The organism is Rhizobacter sp. P1_G5, assembly GCF_056405435.1.
On sequence record NZ_JBFUCB010000440.1, the window covers coordinates 1 to 5,274 of the forward strand.

Sequence of the window (5,274 nt, forward strand, 5' to 3'; positions counted from 1 at the left end):
GCTGCAAGGTGACCGTGGTGCCGGCGCAGACCCCGGCCGCCGAGGTGCTCGCGTACAAGCCCGACGGCATCTTCCTCAGCAACGGCCCCGGCGACCCCGAGCCCTGCGACTACGCGATCGCCGCGACGCGCACGCTGATCGACACCGGCATCCCGACCTTCGGCATCTGCCTGGGCCACCAGATCCTCGCGCTGGCCTCCGGCGCGAAGACCTTCAAGATGAAGTTCGGCCACCACGGCGCGAACCACCCGGTGAAGGACCTCGACAACGGCCGCGTCAGCATCACGAGCCAGAACCACGGCTTCGCGGTCGACGAGAAGACCCTGCCCGCCAACCTGCGCCCCACGCACGTCAGCCTGTTCGACGGCACGCTGCAGGGCCTGGCGCGCACCGACAAACCCGCTTTCTGCTTCCAGGGCCATCCAGAGGCCTCCCCGGGACCCCATGACATCGGCTACCTGTTCGACCGCTTCACGGCCATGATGGAGAAGAACAATGCCTAAGCGCGCCGACCTCCAATCCATCCTCATCATCGGGGCCGGTCCGATCATCATCGGCCAGGCCTGCGAGTTCGACTACTCCGGCGCCCAGGCATGCAAGGCACTGCGCGAAGAGGGCTACAAGGTCATCCTCGTCAACAGCAATCCGGCGACGATCATGACCGACCCGGAGATGGCCGACGTCACCTACATCGAGCCGATCACCTGGCAGGTGGTCGAGAAGATCATCGCGAAGGAGCGCCCGGATGCGGTGCTGCCGACGATGGGCGGCCAGACCGCGCTGAACTGCGCGCTCGACCTGCACAAGCACGGCGTGCTCGCGAAGTACGGCGTCGAGATGATCGGCGCGAACGAGAAGGCGATCGASAAGGCCGARGACCGCCTGAAGTTCAAGGACGCGATGACCGGCATCGGCCTGCATTCGGCGCGCTCTGGCATCGCCCACTCGATGGAAGAAGCGCTCTCCGTGCAGAAGCGCATCACCGCCGAGATCGGCGGCACGGGCTTCCCGATGGTGATCCGCCCGAGCTTCACGCTCGGCGGCACCGGCGGCGGCATCGCCTACAACCCGGAAGAGTTCGAAGAGATCTGCAAGCGCGGCCTCGACCTGTCGCCGACCAAGGAACTGCTGATCGAGGAAAGCCTGATCGGCTGGAAAGAGTACGAGATGGAAGTCGTGCGCGACCGCGCCGACAACTGCATCATCGTCTGCTCGATCGAGAACCTCGACCCGATGGGCATCCACACCGGCGACTCGATCACGGTGGCGCCGGCGCAGACGCTGACCGACAAGGAATACCAGCTGCTGCGCAACGCGAGCGTCGCGATCCTGCGCGAGATCGGCGTCGACACCGGCGGCTCGAACGTGCAGTTCTCGATCAACCCGGTCAATGGCCGCATGGTCGTGATCGAGATGAACCCGCGCGTGAGCCGCTCGTCGGCGCTGGCCTCGAAGGCCACCGGCTTCCCGATCGCGAAGGTCGCCGCCAAGCTGGCGGTGGGCTACACGCTCGATGAGCTGCGCAACGACATCACCGGCGGCGCGACCCCGGCGTCGTTCGAGCCGAGCATCGACTACGTCGTCACGAAGATCCCGCGCTTCGCGTTCGAGAAGTTCCCAGCCGCCGATTCGCGCCTGACGACGCAGATGAAGTCGGTCGGCGAGGTGATGGCGATGGGCCGCACCTTCCAGGAGAGCTTCCAGAAGGCGCTGCGCGGTCTCGAGACCGGCATCGACGGGCTGACGGAACGCAGCACGGACCGCGACGAGATCATTGCCGAGATCGGCGAGGCCGGCCCCGAGCGCATCCTGTACGTCGGCGACGCGTTCCGCATCGGCATGAGCCTGCAGGAGGTCTTCGAGGAGACCGCGATCGACCCGTGGTTCCTCGCGCAGATCCAGCAGCTCATCAAGCTCGAGCAGGCGCTCGCCGGCCGCACGGTCGCGAGCCTGTCGACCGAGGAACTTCGCTTCCTGAAGCAGAAGGGCTTCTCCGACCGGCGCCTGGCCAAGCTGCTGGGCACGCACCAGCACGAGGTGCGCGAGGCCCGCTGGGCGCAGAACGTGCGCCCGGTCTACAAGCGCGTGGACACCTGCGCCGCCGAGTTCTCGACGCAGACCGCGTACATGTACTCGACCTACGACGAGGAGTGCGAGGCCGAGCCGACCGATCGCAAGAAGATCATGGTGCTGGGCGGTGGTCCGAACCGCATCGGCCAGGGCATCGAGTTCGACTACTGCTGCGTGCATGCCGCGCTCGCGATGCGCGAGGACGGCTACGAGACCATCATGGTCAACTGCAACCCCGAGACCGTGTCGACCGACTACGACACGTCCGATCGCCTGTACTTCGAGCCGGTGACGCTGGAAGACGTGCTGGAGATCGTCGCGAAGGAAAAGCCGGTCGGCGTGATCGTGCAGTACGGCGGTCAGACGCCGCTGAAGCTGGCGCTCGATCTCGAGCGCGCCGGCGTGCCGATCGTCGGCACCTCGCCCGACAGCATCGACATCGCCGAAGACCGCGAGCGCTTCCAGAAGCTGCTGCACGAGCTCGGCCTGAAGCAGCCGCCGAACCGCACCGCGCGCACCGAGGAGGCCGCGAAGACGCTGGCCGCCGAGATCGGCTACCCGCTGGTGGTGCGCCCGAGCTACGTGCTGGGCGGCCGCGCGATGGAGATCGTGCACGGCGAGAAGGACCTCGAGCGCTACATGCGCGAAGCGGTSAAGGTGTCGRASRAGTCGCCGGTGCTGCTSGACCGCTTCCTSGAYGACGCSATCGAGKKCGACGTCGACTGCATCWSCGACGGCGACGAGGTGATGATCGGCGGCATCATGGAGCACGTCGAGCAGGCGGGCATCCACTCCGGCGATTCGGCCTGCTCGCTGCCGCCGTATTCGCTGCCGAAGAGCCTGCAGGACGAACTGCGCCGCCAGACGGTGCTGATGGCCAAGGCCCTGAAGGTCAAGGGCCTGATGAACACGCAGTTCGCGATCCAGGGCGAGGGCGCCGATGCGGTCGTCTACGTGCTCGAGGTCAACCCGCGTGCGTCGCGCACGGTGCCGTTCGTCTCGAAGGCCACCGGCCAGCCGCTCGCGAAGATCGCGGCGCGCTGCATGGTCGGCCAGAAGCTGTCGAGCCAGAAGGACCGCCACGGCAAGCTGCCGCGCGAGGTGATCCCGCCGTACTTCTCGGTCAAGGAAGCGGTGTTCCCGTTCAACAAGTTCCCCGGCGTCGATCCGATCCTCGGCCCGGAGATGCGCTCCACCGGCGAGGTGATGGGCGCGGGCCGGACCTTCGGCGAGGCGATGCTGAAGAGCCAGCTCGGTGCCGGTTCGCGGCTGCCCGACCGCGGCACCGTCTGCATCACCGTGAAGAACGGCGACAAGGCGCGTGCGGTGGTGGTGGCGCGCGACCTGCACCAGCTCGGCTTCCAGGTCGTCGCGACCAAGGGCACGGCCGCGGCGATCGCCGAAGGCGGCGTGCCGGTGAAGGCGGTCAACAAGGTCAAGGACGGCCGCCCCCACATCGTCGACATGGTGAAGGCCGGCGAGATCCAGCTGGTGTTCACGACGGTGGACGAGACGCGCACGGCGATCGCCGATTCGCGCCATATCCGCCAGGCGGCGCTGGCCAACCGGGTGACCTACTACACCAGCATGGCCGGCTGCGAAGCCGCAGTCGAAGGCATGAAGCACCAGGACGATCTGGTCGTGCTTTCCCTGCAAGAGCTGCACCGCGAACTGAACTAAACTTTCTGCAACACATCGGCCGCCGCCGGGCCTCCCGCAAGGGAGAGGGCGGCGGCTTCATTTTTGCCTCCAGGGTTCCACCATGACGACCATCCCCATCACCGTGCGCGGTGCCGAAAAACTCAAGGAAGAACTGCATCGGCTGAAGACGGTGGAACGCCATTCGGTCATCCAGGCGATCGCCGAGGCGCGTGCGCAGGGCGACCTGTCGGAGAACGCCGAGTACGAGGCCGCGAAGGACAAGCAGGGCTTCATCGAGGGCCGCATCCTCGAGATCGAAGGCAAGCTCGCCGCCGCGCAGATCATCGACCCGAAGGCGCTGAATGCCGAAGGGCGCGTGGTGTTCGGCGCCACCGTCGAACTCGAGGACGAGAAGACCGGCAATCCCGTCACGTACCAGATCGTCGGCGAGGATGAAGCCGACCTGAAGGAAGGCCGCATCTCGATCGGCTCCCCGATCGCGCGTGCGTTGATCGGCAAGGTGGCCGGCGACGTGGCCGAGGTGCAGGCGCCGGGCGGCGTCAAGAGCTACGAGATCGTCGAAGTCCGCTACGTCTGACGTGATGACACCCCAGAAGCTGCAGCGCGCGGCGGGATTCCTGACCGGCCTGTGGGCCGGCGTCCTGCTGGGCGTGGGCTTCATCGGCGCGCCGGCCGGCTTCGCGAGCACGTTTCCTGAAACCGCCGGGCGCATCGCCGGTCGCATGTTCATGCAGGAGGCGTACCTCAGCCTCGGCTTGAGCGTGCTGCTGCTGCTGATGCTGCGCCGCATCTGGCAGATGACGGAGACGCGGCGCAGCATCCTGGGCGCGGACGCGTTGATGCTGCTGGCCGTTGCCTTCTGCACGGTGCTCGGCTACTTCGGGTTGCAGCCGGTGATGGCGGCGGCCAAGGCGGGGCAGGGCAGCCTGTCCTTCGGCGCGCTGCACGGCATCTCGATGAGCCTGTACGCCGTCAAGGCGCTGCTGCTGCTGGTGCTGGCCTGGCGCTTGAACAGCGCCAAGCCGGCCTGAGAGGCTCAGTCGGCAGCCGACTTCTTCAGGCTGGTGATGCGCTTCTTGGCGCGCTTGATCTCGCCGCCGGCGGCGACGCGCTGGTTGCCCAGCACCTTGAGCTTCTTGACCTGCGGGCGGTGGTTGCCGCTCTTCGAGAACTTCAGGATCTTGACGGTGCGCGGACCCGGCATGCGGTCTTCGCGCTCGGCCTTTTCCTTCGGGGGAATCGGGCGCCACAGCACCAGCAGCTTGCCGATGTGCTGGATCGGGGCGGCGTTCAGCTGGTCGCTCAGCTGCGCGAGGATGGCCTCGCGGGTGTCGCGCTCGTCGGAGAAGACACGGATCTTGATCAATCCGTGGGCATTCAGCGCGGCATCGGCTTCCTTGATCACGGCAGGGGTCAGGCCGTCACCACCGATCAGGACGACCGGGTTCAGGTGGTGGGCTTCAGCGCGCTTGTCCTTGCGCTGGGCGGGATTCAGTTCGATGGCAGGCATCTCGGTATTATCGGTTGCAGTGAGCGTAAGCC

General features: G+C 66.7%; 5 protein-coding genes. 4 read left to right on the top strand and 1 reads right to left on the bottom strand.

Annotated elements, in window-relative coordinates:
• The 4 genes from AC1D12_RS23930 to AC1D12_RS23945 form a co-directional block, all read left to right on the top strand.
• A partial coding sequence (locus AC1D12_RS23930; RefSeq protein ID WP_477843309.1) for a glutamine amidotransferase-related protein occupies positions 1-503 on the top strand: 503 nt, incomplete at its 5' end.
• Complete coding sequence (carB, locus tag AC1D12_RS23935; RefSeq protein WP_477843311.1) at positions 496-3,750, top strand: carbamoyl-phosphate synthase large subunit; 3,255 nt, start codon at positions 496-498, stop codon at positions 3,748-3,750. The genes AC1D12_RS23930 and carB, both read left to right, overlap by 8 nt.
• 82 nt (positions 3,751-3,832) lie before the next feature.
• Complete coding sequence (gene greA, locus AC1D12_RS23940) at positions 3,833-4,309, top strand: transcription elongation factor GreA (RefSeq protein ID WP_477843313.1); 477 nt, start codon at positions 3,833-3,835, stop codon at positions 4,307-4,309.
• A 4-nt stretch (positions 4,310-4,313) separates the two neighbouring features.
• Positions 4,314-4,763, top strand: a complete 450-nt coding sequence (locus tag AC1D12_RS23945; protein ID WP_047511518.1) for a DUF4149 domain-containing protein — start codon at positions 4,314-4,316, stop codon at positions 4,761-4,763.
• A gap of 5 nt (positions 4,764-4,768) precedes the next feature.
• Here the strand turns inward: AC1D12_RS23945 and AC1D12_RS23950 are convergent, their stop codons facing one another.
• A complete protein-coding gene (locus AC1D12_RS23950; RefSeq protein ID WP_047511520.1) occupies positions 4,769-5,242 on the bottom strand; it encodes a YhbY family RNA-binding protein in 474 nt (157 codons plus the stop codon).
• Between the last annotated feature and the right edge of the window lie 32 nt (positions 5,243-5,274).